Below are 24,510 nucleotides of genomic sequence, written 5' to 3' on the forward strand. Positions count from 1 at the left end.
AAATGGATATTGATTTAGTTACCAATATTTTATACGCCATGATCATGACCGGTACCCCGCTATTATTGGTTGCGTTAGGTGAAATGGTATGTGAAAAAAGTGGCGTGCTCAATTTAGGTCAAGAAGGCATGATGCTAATGGGCGCGGTTGCAGGCTTTATTGCCATGTACCACACGGATAATCACTTTATTGGTTTTATCGCGGCGATCTTAGTCGGTATTGCCATGTCACTTTTATTTGCCTTCATTGCATTAAATTTAAATGCAAATCAAGTTGCAGCAGGCCTAGCCCTAACTATCTTCGGCACTGGTTTGTCCGCTTTTTTAGGCAACGATTATGAGGGCAAGCAAATAGCTGTGCTACCTTCGTTATCTATCGATGCATTACAAAGCATTCCATTAATAGGTAAGCCACTATTCGGGCAAAATGCGATTGTATATTTAAGCTGGATATTGGTCATTGTGGTGTATTTATTCTTCCGTTATCACCGCCAAGGTTTATCAGTAAGAGCGGTTGGCGAAGACCCAAGCGTTGCTAGCAACTTAGGACTACCGGTGATGTTCATTCGTTATTTATCGGTTATTTTTGGTGGTGCAATGGCTGGATTAGCAGGTGGTTACTTATCCATTGCTTATACTCCCATGTGGACAGAAGGCATGGTATCAGGCAAGGGTTGGATTGCATTAACCTTGGTTGTGTTTGCGAGCTGGCGAATAGAACGCATTATTTTAGGCGCATATTTATTTGGCTTTGCAAGTATTATGCACCTTGTGGCACAGGGTTTAAATTGGGATGTCTCTTCTAATTTATTAGCGATGATGCCTTATGTTGCGACATTAGTGGTGTTGGTGATGTTAAGTCGCGACAAGCAACGATTGAAGTTGTTTGAGCCGATGGCATTAGGGAAACCATGGCACAGGAGTAGCTAACCTCGCTAGGTTGTCATCGCTTATTTAATGCTTTGGATGGGTTTGCTTTGAGTTGGGTTCGTCTGCGCTCATCAGGTCAGTGCGATTAATTGTTCGCTTTGAGTTTGGTTCGTCTGCGCTCATCCGGTCTACTTGATATTTATTATCAGTGGTTTCGCCCTGTCGGCGACACGTCTTTCTTTTATCAGAAAAGAAAGGCGGCAAAGAAACTGACACCGAATCGTTTTCTCATCCAAATAATAAATGGCTTTTATAACGCACCGGCTCTTACGGCACATCCATGTGCCAAACGAGCCTAATCCAAACATCCTGTTTGGCTTTGCTAAAAGCCATTGATGATTTGGGAAAACTCAACGGTGGGATTGTTCGTCCATGATGGACAATGTTAACTGCTTATTTTATTCAACATGGCAAAGCTATAACCTATTTTCACATAATCCATTTGGTTCTGCATTTCCGCCATAAATGTGGGATTATTCTGTCTATCTACATGACCAAGGTTTCAGTTTTATTTTTAACTTGTTGATTAGTTTATTCAGTTTGTTATTCTAACATCAAATTTAAATAAATAATCGCGCTCTATCTATCCACCAGAAATACAGAATAGTTCTGCTTAATTACGCTGTTAGCTTTTACTCAAGGAGAGAGTTATCGAATACGCAGAAGAGTTCTCAAAACCGGAAAAATACAAAAGGATATTTTTATTTCTTTTGCTCGGTGTGCTGTGCCTAATAATTAATGAAAAGTGGTATCTACCTTTTCTTAATTGGTATGTAGATACTGTTCATTGTCACACACCGTTCGGTTACTCTGGAATTTCAGTTATGTGGTATTCGTTATTTGTAGGTATACCGCTCTTCGGTGCTTTCATGATTGGTATTGTTACTGTTCCAATTGGCTATAAAGGTATTATTCATAAACAGTTTCCCCCCAAGGGAATGAAAGTGTACAAGCCCACGAAAATCCTAAGAGGCTGGAAAGGTAATTTAAAATCGGTATTTCATCTATTAATACCAACCTTCTTAATATTGTTTTCTATTTGGGGCTACTTTCAAGTTGACCAAATGCCGCACGAAGTACCCGAAGATTTTGACTATAGCGTATGTAAAAGCTAATCGGGTAGCCGGAGGTATCTAACCTCCAGCCCCCACATCACCCTGCATGCGGCTCCGCACAGGGCGGTTCATCTTATGATGAATAGTGAATATTAATCCACAAGCCCTTTAATGACATCAAACCTTGTCTGGCTAAAAACTCATTACTAATCGCACTATTGATACCTTGAGTTAGTGGATTGGAGTGGACGTATTTTACGAGAAGATAAGCGAGGTGCTATTGCAGGCCATCATCCTAAATTGCTCAGTAAGCTTGGCCTAGATGAAGCAACTTGGTTAACGTTAGCTAGTCGATTTGGTAAAGACTATCAAGGTGCTGTTGGCTCTTTAGAAGAATTAGCTTCATTTGCAGAACATACAGGTAAATGCTGGATAGCCAGTAAGAACCAATTATGACGACAAGCTCATTAATCTTTCTTAAAAATTCCTTAATCAAAATATAATTAGCGATAGCTAATCGTAAACGTGCGCATAACTCACGATTTATGTTGAAATGTGTATTATTTGGGTATTTTAAACACCTAAGAATTCCAGCAGATAATGACGACTATGATTTTAACAATCATGTTTAAGCCTGTTTCAGATTTTAAATTATTGGCTGTCTATTTTTTCTCATATTGTTTATACCGAAGAAGTAAGCTACTGATCAGCTATAAAATCTTATCTCAGTTGATGCTAAATAATATTAAAATGTGTCAGTATATTTTACAGTTTACAATTATATAGAAAAGGTTGTTTTATAACTCATTAAAACTGTTGATAATCTTTTTTCGGTATACTTTATGCTTTGAACTTGACTGAAGGAACAAATACAAAAAGGTTAATGATAGCTCAATTAAATGGTTTTAATTGGAACAGAAAAATTGTCTGATTATTGAATAATCGTAGTAAAGCGCTTTTATTTCTCCTCTTTTATTTCTCCTCTAATATAACGAAAATTTAACATGAATTTAATATAGCTCTAACATAAAAGAGGATGTTGACATGAATAAATCTATAGTAATAGGCATTGTAATGAGTTGCGTTGTTGCACTTATTCCGGTTAAATCTAACGCGATCTTGTTAAATGCAGGCGATACTGCTTTTCTTCCTGGTACAACGGCTGCAATGGAGCCGGAATTAGCTGGCGTAGTTATCTCTGATAATTCAATCTACGATTCTATAGTGCCAGGTGGTAACAATCTTTTTCAAGTAGGCATTGATGTTACCAATAGAGTGACTCGCTCAAATGCTAACAATAGCTTAATATTTTCTCCTAGATTAGTACCTACATTGAATAACACTACTGGTAACTTTCTTGTCGACCAAGTTGTCATCGCTGGTTTTTCTGATTTTGTGTTAGATGTTAACTATCGTAGCGATGGTTTAGGCGACAGAGGGCCTAATACGGCAACTCGCTCGGCAGATGGAAACGAGCTTAGTTTTGATTTCCTGTTTCCACTCTCAGTGGCTAATTTATTCGCAAATCCTCAAGAACAGAGTTATTTCCTTTCAATAAACTCCAATGCCACGGCCTATACGAATACTGGTAGTATGAGCATTTTTGGCAGACACATAGATTATCCTGGGGAAACATTTGAATTTACTTATGCGGGGTTAGCTGTGCCTGTAAATGAACCTGTTGCGGTTAGTGAGCCCCCTCTCACTGCACTTTTTGTGATATTTCTTTCGTGTTTAATGGTATTTAGAAGATCTTAGGAAATGTAGGCTAGCTGCACGGATTGCAGCACCATTTTCATCCAATTTTAATCTTTTGTGTTTTGTTTCATTTCTTACAGTTAAAGACAGTTGTTTATTCTGCTTTTATATATAAAAAACAATTGCGTACACATATTTTATATCTGATATTTTTCATACACTAGCCGAGCTGAAACTTAGCTGGGCTACATTAAATTTGACTACAAGCATATTAGCAAAACCTTCAAGAGGTAATATCACGAGTTGAAATTCGTCGAAGATCGTGGACCCCCATAAACTTTGAGTTGGGTTCGTCTCCGCTCATCCGGTCTGCTTGATTAATTATATGCTTTGGTATTTCGCCCTTGCGGCGACTTTACTTTCTCTTGATCAGAAGAGAAAGTAAGCAAAGAGACTGACACCGAGTCGTTTTCTGGTCCAAATAATAAATGGCTTTTATAACACACCGGCTCTTACGGCACATCCATGTGACAAACGAGCCTAATCCAAACATCCTGTTTGGCTTTGCTAAAAGCCATTGATGATTTGGGAAAACTTAACGGTGGGATTGTGCGTCCATGATGGGCAATGTTAACTGCTTATTTTATTCAGCATAGCAAAACTATAATCTATTTTTCACATAATCTATTTGATTCTGTATTTCCGCCATAAATGTGGGATTATTCTGTCTATCTACATGACCAAGGTTCAGTTTTATTTTTAACTTGTTGATTAGTTTATTCAGCTTGTTATTCTAACATCAAATTTAAATAAACAATCGCGTTCTATCTATCCACCAGAAATACAGAATAGTTCTGCTTAATTACGCTGTTAAGTTTCTAAGGAGGTCTGGTGCCAGAATTTAAACTTTTAGATAATGTTATTGATTACATGGAATCCACTGGATCAACATATAAGTTAGTAACTCTTGGTGTAGATGAAAAGTTATTAAATGAAATCAATAGTCAAAACAATACAACCTATACGCTCAACGAATTAGAGAAAGCCGCTGATAAGTGTTTGGCTCATGAGTGGTTAACACATGCAACTATGGGGGGCGGTAAATACGGAAGTTTACGAATTACCCCAAAGGGTGTTGGTGCGGCTCGTTCAAGACGAAAAGCCGAAGAACTAAAAGCCTCACGAACATGGCTTAAGAAATCATCTGACTATATTGAAGACCACAAAGGCATTTTAATATTTTTCGGTGCTGTTATTGCTCTAGCTACATTCATTTTAAAAGTTACGGGAGAGTAAAATGGAAGATAAAAGCTTCTCAATTAGCTTAAAGTGTTTGTTTTGTGATTGTCCCCTTGAAGGGGAGTCTGAAACGGAGTTCAAGTCAGGAGATTTATTAAAGTGCCAAGAATGTGGTGAATTAAATGATTACGATGCATTAATCGATGTTGCATCTGATGAGGGCAAAGAGTTAGCCACAGATTATGCTAAATTAGAAATAGAAAAAATGCTCAAAAAGGCATTTAAGTAAACGAAACTTCAATCGGGTAGCCGGAGGTATCTAACCTCCAGCCCCCACACCACCCTGCATGCGGATCCTCACAGGGCGGTTCATCTTATGATGAATAGTGAATATTAATCCACAAGTCCTTTAATTACATCAAACTTTGTCTGGCTAAAAACTCATTACTGATCGCACTATTGATCCCTTTGGTTTTCGAACTACGACAAGGCCCTTTACTGGTACTTTTTATAAGCCCATTGGCACAGGAAACAGCTTCCTTTGGCTAATCAAAGGAAAGAAAGGCGTCACAAAGACGGAATACCAAAGCCTACCATTAACCTTAATGACCGGCGAGCGCAGACGAGCTATAGCCAATAGTAGGAAACTACTAACTAACCTTACTTTTATTACTTTGTAATTCACTTAAATGAACCAAGTTACTTTGTAACTCTTTCCATTCTTTACCCTGTCGTTTTGGTGATTGCACTTGCACACTTTGGTATAACTCAACTAACTGCCCTGCTATTGAAATAGCGACTTCCATTGGTAATTTACCTGATACTTCTTTTAGGCCAACAGGACAGGTCATGGTTTGAACCTGTGCATCAGTGAAACCTCTTTGCGATAAACGGTATTGAAACTTCTTCGCTTTAGTTTCTGAGCCAATCACTCCTAACCATAGTGAATCTGCACGTTTTATAACGGCTTGCGTTAACGAGAAATCTAATTGATGGTTATGCGTTAAGATTAAAGAAGCAGTATTTTTTACTGCATTGTTAACTTGATCCACAGGCGCTTCATCAACCACTTTTTGGACGTTGCTTGGTATCTGCTCTGGAAATAGATCTGTGCGGCTATCAATCCAACGTACGCGTATTGGCAGCTGCCCGAGCATTGGTATCAAGGCTTGCGCCACATGACCTGCACCATATATATCTAAGTGCATGTTGTCGCTAGCAAAGACTTCAAATAATACTAACACTTGGCCACCACAGCACTGTCCGAGACTGGCCCCTAGTTGAAAGTTTTCAACTTGCTGGCAGGTTTCTCCCTGTGTTATCAACTGTCGAGCATGTTTAATCGCTTTAAACTCTAAATGCCCGCCACCAATAGTCGCGTAGATATTATTTTTACTCACCACCATTTTAGTGCCACTGGCACGCGGTGTTGAACCTGCCGCGCCTAATAACGTAATAATGACGTAGGTTTCGCTACCCTGTTCAAGTTCAGTGGCAGCTTGTAACCAACTATGTTTATGCAAACCTTGCATTGAAATATTAAGCATCATCAACTCCTTGTTGGCCTTGTTCACTGCCCTCTTTTTTCTGCGCTTGTAACCACTCTTGCGCCACTTGCACGGCACCTAAAATACATTCTGCTGTAGCAGGCGTGTTTAAGCTCGGTGCAAATTGATAATCTGTGATACTGGCGACGGCATTTCGCAACGCACTCCACACGCTGATTCCTAACATGAAAGGAGGTTCACCGACGGCTTTGGATTTAAACACGGTTGTCGCTGGATTTTGTGAATCGTAAAGCGTGACATTAAACTCTGCAGGTGTATCGCCTATCGCTGGAATTTTATAAGTAGCAGGTGCGTTACTGGCCAACTGACCTTTATCATTCCAACTTAAGTCTTCAGTGGTTAACCATCCCATACCTTGAATAAAGCCACCTTCAATCTGTCCAATATCTAATGCGGGATTAATCGAGTTACCGACATCATGCAAAATATCAACTCGTGTGACTGAGTTTTCTCCGGTTAACACATCAACTTCTACTTCACTCAGTGCAATTCCATAAGCGTAATAAAAGAAAGGATTACCTTCCGCTTTTTCACGGTCGTAATAGATTTCAGGGGTGGCATAAAAGCCAGTGCTAGAAAGTGAAATACGATTTAAATAAGCCAGGTTAATTAATTCTGGAAAGCTGATTTTCCCTTTTTCATGGATCAACTGATTATTCACTAACTGTAAACTGTCCGCTTTTACTGCAAAGTGCTCGCTAGCAAAGGTGAGTAATCTTTCTTTAATCGTGTTTGCTGCGTTTAATGCAGCCATACCGTTTAAGTCGGTTCCACTTGATGCTGCAGTGGGTGAGGTGTTGGGCACTTTATCGGTACGTGTTGCATTGACTAGTACATGTTGCATATCGATGGAAAAAGCCTGTGCCACTATTTGTGCTATTTTGGTGTGTAAACCCTGTCCCATTTCCGTACCGCCATGATTCACATGAACGGAGCCATCGGCGTAAATAACCACTAGCGCACCGGCTTGGTTTAAATGCTGTACGGTAAAGGAAATGCCAAATTTAACCGGTGTTAATGACAACCCTTTTTTAATGATTGGAGAATGCTGATTAAAGTTTTCAATACTGGCTTTACGAGCCCAGTAATCGGCCTCTACTTCCATTTTTGCAATCATATCCTGAAGAATAAATTGCTCTACTTTTTGTTTATAAGGAGTGATATCACGACCAGGCGTATACAGGTTAAGCTTACGAATCTGTAATGGGTCTTTACCAAGGTAGTAAGCAATATCATCAACAATTTGCTCTGCGACAATCATGCCCTGCGGACCACCAAAACCTCGGAATGCGGTATTACTAACGGTGTTCGTTTTACAACGGTTTCCATTAATATGTGCGGCAGGATAATAATAAGCATTGTCAGCGTGAAACAATGCACGGTCTACAATTGCATCGGATAAATCTGCGGAGTAACCACAGTAACCATTGATATCAATATCAACACCGGTGATCAGTCCATCATCATCAAACCCTACTTGATAGGTGTTGTAAAAGGGATGACGTTTGCCCGTTACTTTAAAATCATCGCCACGTGCTAAACGAATTTTAACACTTTTACCCGTATAAAAAGCGGCCAGTGCAGCTAGACATGCCCAAGGTGCAGCCTGCGTTTCTTTTCCTCCAAAACCACCACCCATACGACGCATTTCTACGGTGACATAATTAAATGGTTTATTAAGAATTTTTGCGACTAAGTGCTGCACTTCAGAGGGATGTTGGCTTGACGACTCAATAAACATGCCACCATCTTCCGTTGGCGTGGCAGTGCTCACTTGCCCTTCTAAATAAAAATGCTCTTGCCCACCCACGTAGAGTTCACCATTAATTTGGTGCTTGGCGTCATTAATTGCTTTTTTTGGCTCACCTCGATGTAATGCATGTGGAGGGCGCACCCAATGTTGCTCAGCCATCGCTTGTTTAATATCAAGCACAGTCGCTGTCTCTTGATATTCAATTTTCACTTTTCTAGCAGCAGTGCGAGCTATTTGATAACTGCTTGCGACTACCAATAAAATAGGCTGACTATGATATTCAATTTTGTCATCTGCCAATAATATATCGCCACTAAATACAGGACTGACATCATTTTTACCCGGTATATCCTTGGCGCTATAAATATCCACCACACCTGTTACTGACAAAGCATCGCGTGTATCGATGGAAACAATATGGCCACAGGTAATTGTTGATAACACAGGGTAGGCATGCAAACTGTTTATTGCTTCGGGTTTATCATCAATATAAATGGCCTTGCCAGTGACCTGTTTAAGTGCACTTTCATGCGCAAAAGATTGGCCAATCGCATTCTTTGCAAGGCCACTTGGTTTATCTGTTTTAAAGTGCCTCATGATGGATCCTTGTTTGAATGGCGCTGCTAATTTGCGTATTTTGTTTTAATTGAATTTTACCTAATGCTTGAAACCAAATACGGTCAAAGAGATTTTTACTAACTTGAAGACGGTAAGTAGAAGAAGCACGGACGTCGGATAACGGCTGGAAATCGACATCTATTTGTTGTGCGGCGTGCTGTAGATTTTCTAGGTTTAAGATTTGACCATTTAGTGCTTTGGCAACATTTTTAGCCAGTGCTGGCGTTGCAGCCATGCCACCCATTGCACATCTAACATTGTGCATTTTATCGTTATCCAATTGATAACTTAAAACTAAACATACAGCGGAGATATCATCTTCTATACGTTTCGATATTTTATGACAGCTTAATTGCAATGTAGTCTCACGCTTAGGAATATGGATTGCAACGATCACCTCATCATCAGCTAATTGTGTTTTGCGATAATCCATAAAGAAGTCGGCCAATGCAATCACACGTTGTCCACGACAACTCTGTAACTCAATGTTAGCGTTTAGCGCAATAAATAGTGGAGCAGGATCGCCAATCGGTGAAGCATTAGCAATACTGCCACCTAGCGAACCTGCATTTCTAATTTGTAATGATCCTAGGCGTTCAAACAGTTCATGGGATTCTGGGTAAATTTCACAAAACCGCTCTAAAAATTCGCTATAAGGTAATGCAGCCCCAATATGTAAACCTTGCTGATCTTCATTAAACTGCATTAATTCAGGACAGTAACGTACTGAGATAAGTTTATTGTTATAACTAAGGCGCTGACTGAACTCTACCGATAAATCCGTTGCACCAGCTACAAATTGAGCCTGAGGATGTGATGCTTTTAAGGCACACAACTGTGATAAATTCTGTGGTAAATAAAAATGTTGATCACCCTCTTCTAACATTGGAATTTGATTTGCTAACAGGGCTTTTTTAAGCGTTTCTGTTAATACGCTAACCTGTTGGCTAAAACGATGATCTTGGTGTGAAATATTTTGTGCTGCCTGCTTTGGATAGCTAAAGCATTTTTTTGCGGCTTTTAAAATCGGTTGATAACCGGTACAACGACATAAGTTACCGCCTAGCGCTTGAATAACCGCTTCTTTACCAGGGTATTGATTATGGTTCATGTACAAAGCAAACAAACTCATAATAAAACCGGGCGTACAGAATCCACATTGAGAACCATGGCACTCCACCATCGCACGTTGTACTGGATGTAAATCTTCTAGCGTGGGGTCAACTTTAGTCGTGAGTGCTTCCACCGTGATTAGATGCTTACCATGTAAGTTGCCCACCAGCATTAAACAAGCATTAATGCTTTTGTATTGCCACTGGCCATTAATGAGATCGCCAACTACTACTGTACAGGCACCACAATCTCCTGAAGCACAACCCTCCTTGCTCCCTGCTCTCCCCATATTGGTGCGTAACCAGTCTAAAATGCTCAGACTTGGCGCAAACGATTTCAGTTCAATCATTTCGTTATTAAGTAAAAACTGAATCACGTAAACCTCCCTTTACTAACTGAGCCTTTGTTTATAGGTTCTTAGCATTATTAATTGTAGAACATTAAAAAATTTTAAATGCATTTGACCACTTGGTCAGTTTCTTGCTCTGCATACTATGTACCAACCTTGATTCGTGTTCAAAAAATGGTATTTGATATGGAACGTCATTAAGCAGTTTTTAATGCAAAACAAAAAATCGATATATGGAGAATAAATATGAAAAAGATTTTCAAAATGTTGTGTTTAACCCTGACCTTGGGTTTCTCTGCATTTAGCCACGCCGAAGAGCCATTAAAAATAGGGTTTGTTTACGTGAGCTCAACGGGAGAAGCAGGTTGGACCTACACACATGACCAAGCACGACTTAACCTAGAAAAAGTATTTGGCGATAAGATTAAAACAACGTTTATCGAAAATGTTGCAGAAGGGCCGGATGCTGAACGAGTGATCACACAACTTGCACAAAGTGGTCATAAATTAATTTTTACCACTTCTTTTGGTTACATGAACCCAACACTTAAAGTAGCTAAACGTTTCCCAAATGTTCGCTTTGAACATGCAACGGGTTATAAACGTGCTAAAAATGTCGGCACTTATTTCGACCGTATTTATGAAGCAAGATACTTAACGGGTGTGGTTGCAGGTTACATGACTAAATCAAACACCTTAGGTTATATCGGTGCGTTCCCTATTCCTGAAGTAGTGCGTGGTATTAATGCATTTACACTAGGTGCTCGTTCAGTAAAACCAGACCTAAAAGTAAAAGTAGTATGGGTAAATACTTGGTTTGACCCTGCAAAAGAACGTGAAGCAGCAAACAGCTTGATCGACCAAAAAGCCGATGTTATTACTTTTCATACGGATTCTCCAGCAGCAGTACAAGCAGCTGAAGATGCAGGTGTTTATGCCATTGCGTACCATTCAGATATGAGCGATTACGGTCCAACAGCACAGCTCACAGCAGCGGTTCATAACTGGGACAGCTTTTACGTTAAACGTGTGCAATCAATTATGGATGGTACTTGGAAATCGGAAGATGTTTGGGAAGGTATTGGGTCAGGTATGACACAAATTGCTCCTTTCAATAAAGCTGTTCCACAGGATGTGGCAGATAAAGTAAATGCATTGTCAGCACAAATTGTCAGTGGTGCATTCCACCCATTCACAGGCCCAATCAAGGATCAGTCTGGCAAAGTAATTGTACCTGCCGGCGAAGTGATGAAAGACGGTGATTTATTACGTATGGATTATTATGTTGAAGGCGTTGATGGCAAACTAAAATAGCCCTCATTCCTCTTAACATTATAAATAGATGGGATTTAAGATTATCTAAATCCCATCATGTTAAACATCTATTACATCTTTAAATGCGTCAGTTATTAACATAACAACCCTAAAGAGTGCTTCCTAGTTATGAACAAGACAATTAAAAAATCGACTCAAAAAACAGGACAAAAAAGAGCAATACATGAACGGGGAAAATTAGTTGATATACGTAAAGATAATGTAAAACATATTTTAGCAGCCGCTGAAAAAATATTTGCAGAGCGCGGTTATCGAGGCACCACTGTTTTAGCAGTCGCACAGGAAGTAGGTTTACCAAAGGCCAATATTCTTTATTACTTTAAAACCAAAGAAGGTTTGTATAAAGAAGTCATGAGCCAATTATTAAAGCTATGGATGGGCAGCATGAATGAAATGAATGAGCACTCTCACCCTAGAGATGCCCTGCCGATTTATATCGCCAATAAAATGCGTCAATCCCAGAAACATCCCAATGCATCTCGTATTTTTGCTGCAGAAGTCTTACATGGTGCTCATTATCTTCGTGCACCGTTAGAGGCAGAATTAAAAGAACAATATGAACAGACCTGCCAAGTATTCCAAAGTTGGATCGATAAAAAATGGATGGATCCGATGAATCCGCAACATTTATTGTTTATGTTATGGTCCAGTACACAGGCCTATGCAGACCATGGTTTACAAATAAGTATTCTAATGAAGAAAGAGCAGCTAGAAGAGCAAGACTTTGAACAAGGCGTGCAACTATTAACACAAGTGATTTTAAAGGGCTGTGGTGTTAGCAATAAAAATAACGATTAGTAGTAAAAATAACGAAGGAAAATAGACTGCTCTCTTTACGACTCAACAACAAATAATTCCCTCTACAGCTCGACAACAAATAACTCTCTTTACGACTCAACAACAAACAAAAAAGCGCTCTTTATAAAAGAACGCTTTTAAAGTTTAAGCAGAGTGAAGGCCAGTGAGTAGCTTTTTTAACCGTACACTAATTCAGGTAACCACGTTGCCAGTTGCGGGTAATAAGCAAGCAGCCCAATCACCACTATTTGAATCCCGATAAAGGGAATAACACCGCGATAAATTTGTGGTGTTGATACCGAGTCGGGCGCGACACCACGCAAATAAAACAGTGAGAATCCAAAGGGGGGTGTTAAGAACGACGTTTGTAAATTTAACGCGATCATAATACCTAACCAAACAGGATCAATACCCATTGCTAGCAAGATAGGGGCAACAATTGGGATCACAACAAAAGTAATTTCAATAAAGTCTAAAAAGAACCCTAATAAGAACATCACTAACATTACTAAAAAGACGGCACCAAACACACCACCCGGTAAGTTAGTTAAAAACTCACGTACTAGGTCATCACCACCAAAACCTCTAAATACCAATGAGAAGATAGAAGCACCAATGAGTATCATAAATACCATTGAGGTTACTTCAGTAGTGCTGCGTAGCACTTTCTGTAATACAGGAAAGGTGAGTGTCTTCTTAAGTTTAGCGAGAATAATCGCGCCAATAGAACCCACTGATGCAGCTTCTGTTGGTGTTGCGATACCGCCAAGAATAGAACCTAGTACTAAAACAATTAACCCAATTGGCGGAATCAATACGGTTAGTACTTGCATCCACAGTTCTCTACTTACCTTACGTTCATCGGCAGGGATCGGTGGAACTTTTTTAGGGGCAATAATAGCAATGGCGATAATATAAAGCGCATATAAGCTGACCAATAAAATACCTGGAAGCAAAGCGCCTAAAAATAGGTCTCCTACGGTGACACTTTCCGGAGAGAAAATGCCTTGGTCTAATTGTGCTTGTTGGTAAGAAGATGAAATAACATCACCTAATAACACTAAGACAATAGAAGGAGGAATGATTTGTCCTAAGGTGCCGGAGGCACAAATTACACCCGTTGCAACTTGTGGAGAATAACCACGCTTAAGCATGGTCGGTAATGCTAACAAGCCCATAGTGACAACCGTTGCACCAACAATCCCAGTACTAGCGGCTAATAACATACCAACAATCAGTACCGATAAGCCGAGACCACCTGGTTTGCCACCAAAAACTTGGCCCATGGTATCTAATAGCTCTTCCGCTATTTTAGACTTCTCTAACATCACCCCCATAAATACAAATAAGGGGATCGCTATTAATAGATCATTAGCGAGAATACCTTGAATACGATTAGGAATAGCCTCTAAAAAAACACTATCAAAGGTATCTGTTGCAAAGCCAACTAAAGCAAACAATAAAGCTGAGCCTGCTAACGCAAACGCAACCGGATAACCAATCAATAAAATGATGAAGGCAAAAGCAAATAACCACAGAGGAATAAATTCGATCATAGTCCATGCTCCTCTTCAGTTACATCTAATGCCAACACGTGTTGTTCATATCCTTTAATAATTAATATCGCTTTTAAGCTTTCGGCAATGCCTTGAATGATCATTAATACCGGCATTAATAAAATCGTAGACTTAAACAAGTAACGCGCATCCACTCCGCCCGCTTCCTGTGAACCTTCTAATATTTCCCAAGAGGCAGCCACATATTCCCACGCGATATAGAAGATAAAGACACAGGTTGGCAGTAATAAAAATAGGAAGCCTAATAAGTTAACCCAGGCTTTTTTCTTTGCGGAGGCAGGTCGGTAAAATATATCAACACGGACATGAGCACCTTTGAGCAAGGTGTAGCCCATACCTAACATGATCACATAGTTGTGAAAGTAACTAATAGATTCTTGCATAAATACAGAGCCAGTATTAAAAGCATAACGCATAACAACAACGGTGAAGGTAATCAGCACAATCGCTAAAACAAACCAAGAGACAAAACGACCTAACCAATCACTGAAACGATTAATGTTCCTGATCATTGCTATTAATGAAGGGGATGGTGTATCCATACAAAATTCTCAATCTACAAACTAAAAGAAACGGCGCAGTGTGACTATTAATCTAATGCAATCCAGTACATTACGATTCAATAAAATATCACGGCCGTTATTATGACGTTAAAACAGAAATTAATCCTATTCATAAAGGTATTAATAACACTTTAATGAACAGGATTAACATTGAGAGTAGTGAAATAGGGGCTAACTACTCAGGACTTCTTGCATTTAAGTAAGCTTTTTCTGAAATATCATGCCATTTAATAACTTGATCTCGATAAGCTTTATAAGATGCATAAACTTTTTTACTCATTTCATCTTTTTGAGCTTCTTCTTCAACCACTTCTTCTGACAAGGTTTTTAATTTAGCTAACACATCTTTTGGAAAAGGTAATAACTCAACACCACCTTTACTCATTAACTGTCCAAGGGCCGCATGATTACGCGTTGTGAAATCGGCTAACATATCTGCATTAGCAATTTTTGTTGCATTTAACACAATCGATTGCAGATTTTCAGGTAACCCTTCTAATGCTTTTTTATTGATCAGGATTTCCATTGATGAACCTGGCTCATGCCATCCTGGGTAGTAATAGTATTTAGCTGCTTTGTTTAAACCAAAAGCTAAATCGTTATACGGACCAACCCACTCCGTCGCGTCAATAGTACCCGATTGTAAAGCAGGGAAAATTTCGCTACCCGGTAGCAATACAGGTGTACCGCCAGCACGTTTTAAAACTTCACCACCTAAACCCGGTATACGCATTTTTAAGCCTTTAACATCGGCTAAACTATCGATACGTTTATTAAACCAACCACCCATTTGCACGCCTGTATTACCGCCCGGCATAGGCACAATACCAAAAGGTGCATAAGCTTCATGCCAAAGTTCTAGCCCGCCTCCACTATATATCCAGCCATTCATTTCTTGCGCCGTTAAACCAAAAGGTACTGCGGTGAAAAATTGGCCTGCTGGTACTTTACCTTTCCAGTAATAGGCTGCACTGTGCCCTAATTCTGCGGTACCACGAGAGACTGCATCAAACACTTCTAATGCACCCACTAACTCTTTTGCCCCATAAACTTTGACTTGAATTCGTCCATCACTCATCTCATTAATGAGTTTCGCTAATTCATTTGCCCCTGTCCCTAAACCTGGAAAGTTTTTTGGCCAAGTTGTTACCATTTTCCACTTATATTCTGCTTTAGCGGCATTGGCCATAAAAGGCGTTAATAACGCCCCTGCCATCGTCATTCCGATCGCTAATTTTGTAATTATTCTTTTTAACGGCATTCTAAACTCCTTGAATGGTAACGATTATTTATAGTGTTACATTTTCCAATGCTTCACTTATCTGTAATAAAGTCTTTAGGATGTTAATGAAATGCTAACAAGTAGCAAATAAATCATCCCTTAAGTGTCGATTTATTTTCAACTTTTTGACATACCTCTAGCCTGAGTATTGAATTTAAACAAAACAGCCAGTTTATTGGCTGGTAGCAGCGCGAATAACATGCCTAACAGAGAGCACACACCGCCTGCAATATGGAACCAAAATATGGATTCATCAAGAAATACAATCGCCAATACAGCACCAAATAAAGGCATTAAGGTTATTGATAATGACGCACTTTCCGCGCCTAGTCGTAAAACCCCATTGGTCCAAAATATATAGGCAAGAATGGATGGGAACACCCACAAATAAGCAAACAAACTGATGTGTTCAAAAGAAGGTAAATAAAATTTAAAAAATACAGCTTCAATGGCATAGGCGACTATCAAGAAAGGCAGCCCCAACATGATCAATAGATACAGCACATTAATAGACGATAATTTAAGTGACAACTTTTTCAACAACACAGTAAACAATGCCCACACCACCACAGCGGCAATCATCAATAGATCACCCTGACTGAATTTAAGGCTCAATAAATGTAGCAACTGCCCTTTTGTTAAAATCAGTAACACCCCTAATATTGAGATCACCATACCAAGGAATTGCATCAAGCGAGGACGATTACCCAAGACGCGCCATGCCATCAATAAAGTGGCAATCGGAATAAGCGTATTAATAAGGGTAATATTTACTACGGTGGTAAAGTTAGCGGCCAAATAAAGTAAGCTGTTATAAAATACGATACTTAATATCGCTAGCCCTGTTAACGCCGATAAATGTGGGCGGATCATTGCCCAATTTTTTATCACTCTAGGTAAGCAAAAAGGCGTCAGCAATATAAAAACACCGAACCAACGGAATAGATTCATCGCAATAGGCGCGACTTCAGGCATATAACTTCTCGCTAAAATAGCATTAATGGCCCAAAACAAATTGGTCATTAACAAACCTAAAAAAGCCATCCATAAAATACGATTATTAGTCGTTGTAGTATTACTCGCCGCTCTGTTAGTCAATGTTTACTCCGTAGGGATGATCTATAAGTGCTATGAACCTATCAAAGCAATAATCGTAACAGTGAATGCATTGTTAAGCTAAGTTCTTTATCGCTAATAACTGTTTAGTAAACTCAGCAAAACCATAACCACCTGGTTCAGTCATAATGAATTCTGGATGATGTAAAAGCCTTTCCCAGTAATTTTTGATATTAGCGACACCCACACTTTTAGGTAAAGCCGCGAACATAAATTGATCATTCAAAGAGTCTCCCACATAACAAGCTTGTGCAAGTATCTCAGAGGTTGATAAGCCTTTTTCCTGCAAAAACTGAAACGATGTCGCTTTTTTTGAATGCTCTCCATACCAGCTATTAATATGGATTGAGCTTGCCGTTGCATTAGCGCCCAAGGCTTTAATTTTAGAGACCACTTCTTCAATAATAGGCGTAGCAACAGGGTCTCGATTTTGACCGATATCAATCGCGACTTCACACAAGCGATAAGACTGATCCAATGTTAAACCTAAGTCAGGGTAATCCGCTAAAATGCTAGTAACTTGCTCTTTTAAGGTGGCTTTATTTTGTGCAATTTGTTGAAGAGGAAGCCCTGACTTAAGGGTTAAGTTACCCGCTTCCTTTTCCATAATAAAGGCACCATTTTCGCCAATCACTGCATCAACTGGCCACAATTGTGCAATATGGTCACACCACCCCGCGCAAGCGCCTGTGACAGCAACCACTTTCAGCCCAGCCTGTTGTAACGCAGCTAGCGCTATTAAAGTCTCTGGAGGTAGTTGCCCGTGCCAGGTTAGTGTGTCGTCAACATCTGTTAATACCCATTGCACCTCTTTCCAATCATTGGTTAAGGTGTTTTTTAATTGCTTCATTGTATTTCCTTAAGCATCTATAACGCTTATCTATTAATGCTTATTTATTCATGCTTACAGCAAGTTAGGTAAGAACATTACTAAACCTTCCGAGTACGTTAAAATCATTAACACGGTTAATAATGCTAATAATAAAGGTGCAACTTCTCGTACAAAATCAGTCAGTTTTACTTTAAGAATTGAGCAAACCGTAAACATCATGGATCCAAAGGGTGGCGTAACACCTCCAATCATAATATTAACAATCACGATGATCCCAAAGTGCACAGGGTTCACCCCAAGATTAAGTACTGCCGGTAGTAATAATGGCGTAAGAATAATCATTGCAGCGCCACCTTCAATAAACATACCCACAATCAACAACAGTAAATTGATCAACATTAATAGAACTAACTTGTTATCGGTGACTAAGATTAATGCTGAGGCAACGCTCTGTGGAATTTGCTCCAAGGTCATGTAATAACCAAAGATCATCGCACCGATAATAATGAACATGACACTACTGGTACCTTGCACCGTCTCTTTAAAAATAGCAGGGAAATGTGTCAGCTTTAACTCGCGATAAACAAATAAACCAATGATTGCACACAGTAAAACTGCGATCGCACCTGCTTCTGTAGGTGTGAATAAACCAAAGCGCATGCCTAAAATAATCCCGAAGGGAATCAATAAAGCTGGAATAGCTTTACCTAAATAATGAAGCCTTTCTTTGGCTGGTGCAGGCTCAGATCTTGATGGGGCATACTTTCTACGTCTCGCTATAATTGCAATCGTCACCATTAATGATAATGCCATCATAAAAGCAGGCACATAACCTGCGATGAACATTTCATGTACTGAAACATTGGCTAGCAAAGCATAAATAATCAAATTAATACCCGGTGGAATAACTGGGCTAATACTCGATGATGCCGCTGTAATTGCAGCGGTAAAGGGTAAATCGTAACCTCGTTTAGTCATTTCTGGTGCAAGTATTTTCGATTGCATGGCTGCGTCTGCATTCGCAGATCCCGAAATGCCTCCCATTAACGTACTTAAAGCCACATTCACATGCGCCAAACCACCGGTTTTATGACCGATCAATGAATCCGCCAAAGATAACAAACTGCGACTAATGCCGGAATAATTCATTACCGACCCCACCATAATAAAGAAGGGGATCGCTAATAGCGGAAATGAGGAAGCTGATGAGATGAATCGTTGCATCACTAGCGTCACAGGGATCGAGGTATTAATAAATAAAAAATAAACCAACGAAGAAGCTATTAAAGAAAATGCAATCGGTACATTTAGCAAAAACAGAGAGAACAAAATAATAATAGGAAGATAGATTTCCACTGTGTCACCTATATGTCTGACTGCGACGAGGAAGCGTCGCTAGATTGCTTAGTTTGTGCGGGTTGCCTAAGCTGCTTAATATCTTTGAAAATAAAATTGACGGTATGAATCGACATCAAAGAGAAACAAAGAAATAGCACACCATTAATAGTGAAGTAGGACATGCCCATCACCGGAGTCACTTTATTAGACAGCATCATGTAATCGTAACTTAGGTAAGCAAGGATCAAATTTATTGCCAGTAAAAAAACTGAAATGACTATATTGAATGGAATTTTTGCTTTTTCAGGCAATAGCGCAATGATCACATCTACGCCCATATGTAGCTTATGTTTGTAACAAGAACTAATACCAAAATAGACAGACCAAATAAAGCAAATAACGGCTAACTCTTCACTCCACGGAACAACAAAACCAAAACCATAACGTAGGATGACATTAATAATGACCATCAAAATGGTAATGGAGATAGCAACTGATGCTAAGATTTCTTCAAAATTTTTAAATAAGAAGCCCATGACTTCTCCTACTCGTTAACCCATTGCAGCACTGAAAAGCAACTAGGTTGGTGATACTTTGTTTTGCTTAAAAACACATAACTAATGCGAATGACACAATAACTATTACAGGCCAAAAAAGATGCTGCTTTATCGTTAAAACAATAAAGCAGCATTATTTTTTAATATTTAACGGTGGCACTCAGTCTTAGTGATTAAAGGCCAGTTAAATATAATGACTTCATTTCGACTATTTAGCTGCTCGAATTGTTTCCAACTCTGCACCTATTTTACTACGAATATCACTGCTCCATTCTGGGAACTGGTTATAAACGTCAGCAGTTAATTTACTAAATTCAGCGCTATCAACTTCGTTAAATTTAACACCTAACTCTTCCAGTTTTTGCGTGTATTCAGCATCAAGCTTAACTAGTTCTTTCGTATTTGAAATGGCACCAGCTGCAAACTCTTCATTAACAATTTGTTGTTGTTCCGGTGTAAATTTATCCCATAATGTAGGTGAAATATACAGACCAACAGTACCTAAGAAATGTTTAGTTAAAGACATGTTTTTAGCGACTTCATACATTTTAGTGGAGTACATTGTTAAAATTGAACCTTCAAGACCATCTACAACACCTTGTTGTACACCAGCATAGGTTTCAGGGAAAGGTAATGATGCAGGTGCAGCGCCCATTGATGCCAATGTGCTAATAAATAATTGGCTACCTGGAACACGAATACGCATACCAGCCATATCAGCAGAGTTTTTAATCTCTTTATTAGTGATCATGTGACGGAAACCAAACATGTAATCGGCATTTAATACTTTGATCCCTTTTGCTTCTACTTGTGCTGTTAAATCAGCAACTAATTTTGTATCCATCATGGCAAGGTATTCATCGTAAGAGTTGTATAACATAGGACCAGCTAATGCAGCAAAGTCAGGCACGTAATCACCTAGGTAACTTAAATCTTCTACCGCAATCCAATCTGCGCCATTAACAACTTGCTCAAGATTATCTTTATAAACAGGTAACTGGCCGCCTGGGTAAACTTTAATATTAATGCCACCATCGGTACGTTCGCGGATTTTGTCCGTTGCTTTTATTAATTCTTGAGTTAGTAACTCATTTTGAGTAAAAACTAAACTCATGTTGATGTCGATTGGCTCAACTTTTTTTGCAACGTCTGCGCTTTTCGTTGTATCAGCAGGTTTTTCGCCACAACCAACAAGCAATGCAACAGCTGTTAATACGGTTCCGATTACCTTTATCATAAATAGTACCTTTGTTTGTAAAGTTAGTTTTAATAAATTAGTTTGTTTATTAAAACAAAAAAATAGTGAAATAGGTTATATGTGCTTTTTTGTTAACCCACACAACATTATTCATATGAACATTTGTAGAATCATATGAAAATGATTATCGTGCAAATAGTAGGTTACAAAAATGTAGACCTGAACGTATAAATACCACTGAATTGTTAAGTTAATATGACAGCCTGTTGTATTTTTAAGCCTTTTATATTTTCTAAAATACATTATCATCAACAAAGTCATTAACGTTCAAATGAACATTACAGGTGGATTTATGATTGCAGGTCATCGTGGTGCAGCATCGCTAGCACCAGAAAATACATTAGCTGGTTTCAAAAAAGCTTTACAGTTTGGTGCAAAATGGATTGAGCTTGATACACAATTGAGTGCCGATAACACGCCCGTCATATTCCATGATGAGACAGTGGATCGTTGTACTAATGGCAAAAATAAAGTCGCAGACTTAACGCTTGAGCAGTTACAAGCATTAGATGCAGGTAGCTGGTTTTCCAAGGAGTTTGCAGGAGAACAGATTCAATCTTTAGAGCAAACGTTAGCCTTTTTTATAGCTAATGATTTATCTATGAACCTAGAAATCAAAATTCATCATGATCATCAAGTACAACCTTTAGTCGATAAAGTGGCAGAAGTGTTGGAAAAAATGAACTTCCCGCATGAAAAATTAATCATATCTAGTTTTTCAACATTAGCATTAACGCACTGTCGACAAGTAATGCCAACGATTCGTCTCGGTTATATTACCGAACATGAACCGCGAGCAACATTAGCAAAATTAAAACCGATCAATTTATACAGCCTGCATATTGATTACAAAATATTAACCGAAGAGATGGCCAAAGAAGTCATACAATCAGGTCTAAAATTAAATATTTGGACGCTTAATGATCTTCAGCAAGCGAGTAAATTTAGAGCTTGGGGAGTTGAGATGATCATCACTGACAAACCTGATCAGTTTGCTCAAGCATGATAAAAATAAATGCGCGCCAACAAAATATTCTCGCTCGTTTGAGGCAACACGAAGATATTCAGATTGATACTATTGCTGAATATTTTCAAGTTACCACTCAAACCGTTCGCCGTGATGTTAACCAACTGTGTAAAGCTGGCTATGCGCGGCGTATTCACGGCGGTGTTGGTTTACCAGTACTACTCACTAATACCAGCTATCAACTGCGTAGCGACTTGCAGTTTAATGTGAAAGACACGATCGCGAAGAAAGTCGCCGACTCGATTCCCGATGGCGCAACCATCATGATGGGAATAGGCACCACAGTGACACGTATTGCTTATTATTTAAAAACCAAAAATCGAGTGATCACCAACAACTTACAAGTAGTGAAGATTTTAGAGTCGAACCCTGAAATTGAAGTTTATATTGCCGGCGGGTTATTTAGATCTCAGCAACAGGATGTGGTGGGTCATAGTGTGTTAACGTTTTTTAATAGTTTTGAAGCAGATATTGGCATCTTAGGCTGTGCCGCCATCACTGAAAGTCATACTGCGATGGAACATGAAACCGCTGAAGCAGAGTTATCACAAAGTATTTTACATAACTCACGACAAACCTGGTTAGTGGCGGATGCGAGCAAATGGTCAGGTTCAGCTTCAGTGAAAATAGCTTCATTAGCAACATTTGATCAGATCTATACTAATCAAACTAACCTACCTCAAGATTTACCTATCACTGCAATCGAATAAAATTGCATTAAGCTAAGAATCATTTTTATTCTTTTAAAAAACAAAAAACCACTACGCTTGGTAGTGGTTTTATTAGCTTAAAGCTTTAGTTAATTTTCAATTTAAGAAACTAACTTTCGCGCAATTAATCTCGGTTGAATGAAACCGCGTTACGAAACTCAGTAACTTTCTGTTGTGCCTTGTCGCCAAATAAACGTTCACTAACCGCTTCTAGCCCTTCAGCATTATCTAAAAGTTCTTTACGGATCACTAATGTTGCTTTCGAGCGACGACGCAGTAGATCATCAAGGTTAACAACCATCTCATTCTCAGCAACCCAATCGATTTCAGCCCAAGTAAACTCTGTATGCTCAAGAGCAAGTTCAGCTTTACTAGGATCTTGCTTGATTGCCTCAAGTAAAACAAAAGCATCTTCACCATAACGGCGCCAGAAACGACTTGATAAAGGCTCTAGTGCACCTTTTGGTGTTAATTTATCAATCTCCACCATTGCGCTCATAAATTTAGCTTTAACTGAATCAGCTGGTTCACCATACCAAAGTGAATCATTCTTTTTCATTGGAATGGCTAGATCTTTAACGATATCAGCCACTTCATCACCAACATTAATACAGTCAGTTAATTTACCACCAAAGATACTAATGTGTTTATCTTGCTTATTAACATCTATCGCATGCTTGCGAGATAAAGCAACCCAGTCTGCCACGCCTTCTTCAGCTTCAATCGCTAATGGTCGAACACCACATCTTTCTGCAATAATATCTGCTTTAGTTAACGGCTTATCTAACTCTAATAATGTATTAGCATTATCAAGAATAAATTGACGATCTTCGTCTGTAACTTCTGTTTTATGGCTCTCTACTTGGTTATCAGTGGTACCGATACAAGTTTTTGAACCCATTGGTAATACAAAGAATAAACGTCCATCGCTTGCAAAAAAGGCCAATACACGGTGATCTTTTGAAATACGTTCAACCGTTAAATGCACACCTTTTGAAAACAAGTGATGATGTGATGTTTTCTGTTTGGTGCTTTTATTTACTTGGTCAACCATTGGTCCACAGGCATTGATCAAGGTTTTTGCTTTAATCGTAAAGGTTTCATCAGTGGTGTTATCTTTAGCATCAATAACCCATTGATTATTTTCACGCACCGCCTTAATTGACTCTACATAGTTTGCAACAAGCGCTGATTTTTTTGCAGCTGCCGTTATAAAGTTAAATACAAAGCGTGAATCATTGTCTTTTAAGAAAGCATCTGAGTACTCAAAACCTGCTTGAGCGCCAGTTACTTTAATACTTGGTTCAAGTTGTTTAATAGCATTACGTGTTAGGTATTTAGGTGCCATAGTAAATAGTCGACCAAATAACCAATAAGCTAACGTCCCCATGAATACAAACCAAACAGGGAAACGGAAACCTTTTTGAATAGTAGTTAAGAAACGTACCTCAGTCACTGATGACGGGTAATGTTTCATTAAGTTATTACGGCTCTTACAAAGTTTATTCACTAAACGGTATTCGTGACTTTCTAAATACTTAATACCACCCCATGCAAGATTTGATGAGTTAGAGCTTGTTGCGCCAGCAAAGTCGCCTTTATCGATCAGGCCAACTTTAACTCCCTTTGCAGCCAAAGATGCAGCAGCGACAGCACCGTTGATACCGCCCCCTAAAATAAGGACATCTAACTCTTCTTCAGCTAGTTGTTTAATATTGTTCGTTCTATTGAGGCTCATTTCGGAATCCTTGAATTAAATGTTCGTTCGCGCCAGTTAATGCTCACATTAGAACAT

The 24,510-nt window shown here is 39.1% G+C and carries 21 protein-coding genes; 9 read left to right on the forward strand and 12 right to left on the reverse strand.

All coding sequences use genetic code 11. From position 1 onward, the window contains the following. Positions 1-2 precede the first annotated feature (2 nt). The 5 genes from GQR44_RS01400 (at position 3) to GQR44_RS01420 (ending at position 5,210) form a co-directional block, all read left to right on the forward strand. Positions 3-929, forward strand: coding sequence for an ABC transporter permease (locus GQR44_RS01400; protein WP_166368482.1), 927 nt, complete (start codon positions 3-5; stop codon positions 927-929). A gap of 1,289 nt (positions 930-2,218) precedes the next feature. Beyond that, the gene (locus GQR44_RS01405) at positions 2,219-2,440 is read left to right on the forward strand and encodes a transposase (RefSeq protein ID WP_166368484.1); all 222 of its coding nucleotides are present in this window, start codon (positions 2,219-2,221) and stop codon (positions 2,438-2,440) included. Between the two features lie 588 nt (positions 2,441-3,028). Further along, a complete protein-coding gene (locus tag GQR44_RS01410; RefSeq protein ID WP_166368486.1) occupies positions 3,029-3,742 on the forward strand; it encodes a hypothetical protein in 714 nt (237 codons plus the stop codon). Positions 3,743-4,573: 831 nt separating this feature from the next. Next, positions 4,574-4,978 (forward strand): hypothetical protein, encoded by a 405-nt coding sequence (locus GQR44_RS01415; protein WP_166368488.1) that lies wholly within the window; start codon positions 4,574-4,576, stop codon positions 4,976-4,978. A 1-nt stretch (position 4,979) separates the two neighbouring features. After that, the gene (locus tag GQR44_RS01420) at positions 4,980-5,210 is read left to right on the forward strand and encodes a hypothetical protein (RefSeq protein ID WP_166368490.1); all 231 of its coding nucleotides are present in this window, start codon (positions 4,980-4,982) and stop codon (positions 5,208-5,210) included. Positions 5,211-5,571: 361 nt separating this feature from the next. Here the strand turns inward: GQR44_RS01420 and xdhC are convergent, their stop codons facing one another. From xdhC to xdhA, 3 genes are read right to left on the reverse strand one after another with little or no spacing between them, the layout of a single operon-like run. Then, positions 5,572-6,474: a xanthine dehydrogenase accessory protein XdhC gene (gene xdhC, locus GQR44_RS01425; protein WP_166368991.1), complete on the reverse strand. Its 903-nt coding sequence runs from the start codon at positions 6,472-6,474 to the stop codon at positions 5,572-5,574. After that, on the reverse strand, positions 6,461-8,839 hold the full coding sequence (gene xdhB / locus GQR44_RS01430) for a xanthine dehydrogenase molybdopterin binding subunit (protein WP_166368492.1): 2,379 nt from the start codon (positions 8,837-8,839) through the stop codon (positions 6,461-6,463). The genes xdhC and xdhB overlap by 14 nt, the downstream gene beginning before the upstream one ends. Next, complete coding sequence (xdhA, locus tag GQR44_RS01435) at positions 8,826-10,349, reverse strand: xanthine dehydrogenase small subunit (protein ID WP_346774306.1); 1,524 nt, start codon at positions 10,347-10,349, stop codon at positions 8,826-8,828. The genes xdhB and xdhA overlap by 14 nt, the downstream gene beginning before the upstream one ends. 219 nt (positions 10,350-10,568) lie before the next feature. Here xdhA and GQR44_RS01440 point away from each other — a divergent pair, with 219 nt between their 5' ends. Together GQR44_RS01440 and GQR44_RS01445 are read left to right on the forward strand one after the other, a co-directional pair. Then, a complete protein-coding gene (locus tag GQR44_RS01440; RefSeq protein WP_166368494.1) occupies positions 10,569-11,636 on the forward strand; it encodes a BMP family ABC transporter substrate-binding protein in 1,068 nt (355 codons plus the stop codon). 129 nt (positions 11,637-11,765) lie between these two features. Beyond that, on the forward strand, positions 11,766-12,455 hold the full coding sequence (locus GQR44_RS01445; protein ID WP_166368496.1) for a TetR/AcrR family transcriptional regulator: 690 nt from the start codon (positions 11,766-11,768) through the stop codon (positions 12,453-12,455). A gap of 176 nt (positions 12,456-12,631) precedes the next feature. Here GQR44_RS01445 and GQR44_RS01450 read toward each other — a convergent pair whose 3' ends face one another. The 8 genes from GQR44_RS01450 to GQR44_RS01485 form a co-directional block, all read right to left on the reverse strand. After that, positions 12,632-14,008, reverse strand: coding sequence for a TRAP transporter large permease subunit (locus GQR44_RS01450; protein WP_346774312.1), 1,377 nt, complete (start codon positions 14,006-14,008; stop codon positions 12,632-12,634). Then, a complete protein-coding gene (locus GQR44_RS01455; protein ID WP_166368500.1) occupies positions 14,008-14,574 on the reverse strand; it encodes a TRAP transporter small permease subunit in 567 nt (188 codons plus the stop codon). Before GQR44_RS01455 ends, GQR44_RS01450 begins: the two co-directional genes overlap by 1 nt. Before the next feature lie 196 nt (positions 14,575-14,770). Beyond that, the gene (locus GQR44_RS01460; protein WP_240923538.1) at positions 14,771-15,817 is read right to left on the reverse strand and encodes a TRAP transporter substrate-binding protein; all 1,047 of its coding nucleotides are present in this window, start codon (positions 15,815-15,817) and stop codon (positions 14,771-14,773) included. A gap of 177 nt (positions 15,818-15,994) precedes the next feature. Beyond that, positions 15,995-16,975, reverse strand: a complete 981-nt coding sequence (locus GQR44_RS01465) for a DMT family transporter (protein WP_166368504.1) — start codon at positions 16,973-16,975, stop codon at positions 15,995-15,997. Between the two features lie 73 nt (positions 16,976-17,048). Then, positions 17,049-17,843 carry an HAD-IIB family hydrolase gene (locus tag GQR44_RS01470; RefSeq protein ID WP_166368506.1) on the reverse strand — a complete coding sequence of 265 codons (795 nt, stop codon included), beginning with the start codon at positions 17,841-17,843 and terminating at the stop codon, positions 17,049-17,051. A 54-nt stretch (positions 17,844-17,897) separates the two neighbouring features. Then, on the reverse strand, positions 17,898-19,181 hold the full coding sequence (locus GQR44_RS01475) for a TRAP transporter large permease (RefSeq protein ID WP_166368508.1): 1,284 nt from the start codon (positions 19,179-19,181) through the stop codon (positions 17,898-17,900). An 8-nt stretch (positions 19,182-19,189) separates the two neighbouring features. After that, entirely contained in the window at positions 19,190-19,699 is a 510-nt protein-coding gene (locus tag GQR44_RS01480) for a TRAP transporter small permease (protein ID WP_166368510.1), read from the reverse strand. 229 nt (positions 19,700-19,928) lie between these two features. Then, positions 19,929-20,957 (reverse strand): C4-dicarboxylate TRAP transporter substrate-binding protein, encoded by a 1,029-nt coding sequence (locus GQR44_RS01485; RefSeq protein WP_166368512.1) that lies wholly within the window; start codon positions 20,955-20,957, stop codon positions 19,929-19,931. A 313-nt stretch (positions 20,958-21,270) separates the two neighbouring features. Between GQR44_RS01485 and GQR44_RS01490 the strand changes: the two genes are divergently transcribed. Beyond that, on the forward strand, positions 21,271-21,984 hold the full coding sequence (locus GQR44_RS01490; protein ID WP_166368514.1) for a glycerophosphoryl diester phosphodiesterase: 714 nt from the start codon (positions 21,271-21,273) through the stop codon (positions 21,982-21,984). Next, positions 21,981-22,715, forward strand: a complete 735-nt coding sequence (locus GQR44_RS01495; protein ID WP_205962923.1) for a DeoR/GlpR family DNA-binding transcription regulator — start codon at positions 21,981-21,983, stop codon at positions 22,713-22,715. The genes GQR44_RS01490 and GQR44_RS01495 overlap by 4 nt, the downstream gene beginning before the upstream one ends. Before the next feature lie 124 nt (positions 22,716-22,839). Here GQR44_RS01495 and GQR44_RS01500 read toward each other — a convergent pair whose 3' ends face one another. Next, entirely contained in the window at positions 22,840-24,453 is a 1,614-nt protein-coding gene (locus GQR44_RS01500; RefSeq protein WP_166368516.1) for a glycerol-3-phosphate dehydrogenase/oxidase, read from the reverse strand. Positions 24,454-24,510: the final 57 nt, after the last annotated feature.

The organism is Psychromonas sp. SA13A (assembly GCF_011378715.1).
Lineage (GTDB): Bacteria > Pseudomonadota > Gammaproteobacteria > Enterobacterales > Psychromonadaceae > Psychromonas.

Bases quoted from the DNA above. Each gene is read 5' to 3' on its own strand.
- GQR44_RS01500 (WP_166368516.1), bottom strand. From the start codon at position 24,453: ATGAGCCTCAATAGAACGAACAATATTAAACAACTAGCTGAAGAAGAG.
- GQR44_RS01440 (WP_166368494.1), top strand. From the start codon at position 10,569: ATGAAAAAGATTTTCAAAATGTTGTGTTTAACCCTGACCTTGGGTTTC.
- GQR44_RS01455 (WP_166368500.1), bottom strand. From the start codon at position 14,574: ATGGATACACCATCCCCTTCATTAATAGCAATGATCAGGAACATTAAT.
- GQR44_RS01410 (WP_166368486.1), top strand. From the start codon at position 3,029: ATGAATAAATCTATAGTAATAGGCATTGTAATGAGTTGCGTTGTTGCA.
- GQR44_RS01460 (WP_240923538.1), bottom strand. From the start codon at position 15,817: ATGACGATGGCAGGGGCGTTATTAACGCCTTTTATGGCCAATGCCGCT.
- GQR44_RS01400 (WP_166368482.1), top strand. From the start codon at position 3: ATGGATATTGATTTAGTTACCAATATTTTATACGCCATGATCATGACC.
- GQR44_RS01480 (WP_166368510.1), bottom strand. From the start codon at position 19,699: ATGGGCTTCTTATTTAAAAATTTTGAAGAAATCTTAGCATCAGTTGCT.
- GQR44_RS01420 (WP_166368490.1), top strand. From the start codon at position 4,980: ATGGAAGATAAAAGCTTCTCAATTAGCTTAAAGTGTTTGTTTTGTGAT.
- GQR44_RS01485 (WP_166368512.1), bottom strand. From the start codon at position 20,957: ATGATAAAGGTAATCGGAACCGTATTAACAGCTGTTGCATTGCTTGTT.
- GQR44_RS01495 (WP_205962923.1), top strand. From the start codon at position 21,981: ATGATAAAAATAAATGCGCGCCAACAAAATATTCTCGCTCGTTTGAGG.
- GQR44_RS01470 (WP_166368506.1), bottom strand. From the start codon at position 17,843: ATGAAGCAATTAAAAAACACCTTAACCAATGATTGGAAAGAGGTGCAA.
- GQR44_RS01490 (WP_166368514.1), top strand. From the start codon at position 21,271: ATGATTGCAGGTCATCGTGGTGCAGCATCGCTAGCACCAGAAAATACA.
- GQR44_RS01445 (WP_166368496.1), top strand. From the start codon at position 11,766: ATGAACAAGACAATTAAAAAATCGACTCAAAAAACAGGACAAAAAAGA.
- xdhB (WP_166368492.1), bottom strand. From the start codon at position 8,839: ATGAGGCACTTTAAAACAGATAAACCAAGTGGCCTTGCAAAGAATGCG.